Here is a 425-nt window from a genome sequence, read left to right as displayed (position 1 = left end):
CCGAGACGTTGGGCGATGGCGCCGGCCGTGGCTGAGCCTCTCACCAGTTTCAGGGGGACCCCGGCGGCTGTGATCGGCGCACCGGTGTCGAGCACGGCCCATAATCCGTAGTCGGCCAATTTCTCTACGGGGACAAATCCGGCCGGGTGGCTGTGATTGATGACGCCGTCAGGGAGGTTGCAGCTCTTGGCGAACACGCAACCCTGCGAATCGGGCTGAGTGTTGAGTGCGTCCTGTTGTTTTTTCTGATGCATCTCCCAGCGGGCGTTGGCGTCCAGTTCATTCTTTCGGTTAATGGCGGCTACCGCTGCGCCGGCGTCCTGGAAGGCTTGTATCTGCGCCTGGGTGGGTTGTTGTGTTGGGGCGGGCAGAAAATCCGGGGTGTCCGGGAAACCGAGCTTTTTCATTAGCGCTTCTTGTTCGTC

1 pseudogene is annotated in these 425 nt (G+C 60.9%); it reads right to left on the bottom strand.

Features of this window, described 5'->3' with window-relative positions:
- Positions 1 to 407: pseudogene (locus IC37_RS28660) on the bottom strand (pyocin); the annotation flags it as partial.
- Positions 408 to 425 lie beyond the last annotated feature (18 nt).

Origin of the sequence: Pseudomonas sp. QTF5, assembly GCF_000512695.2 — a bacterium.
Lineage (GTDB): Bacteria > Pseudomonadota > Gammaproteobacteria > Pseudomonadales > Pseudomonadaceae > Aquipseudomonas.
Note: the sequence above shows the minus strand (reverse complement) of the source record. Positions and strands in the feature narration are given on the sequence as shown.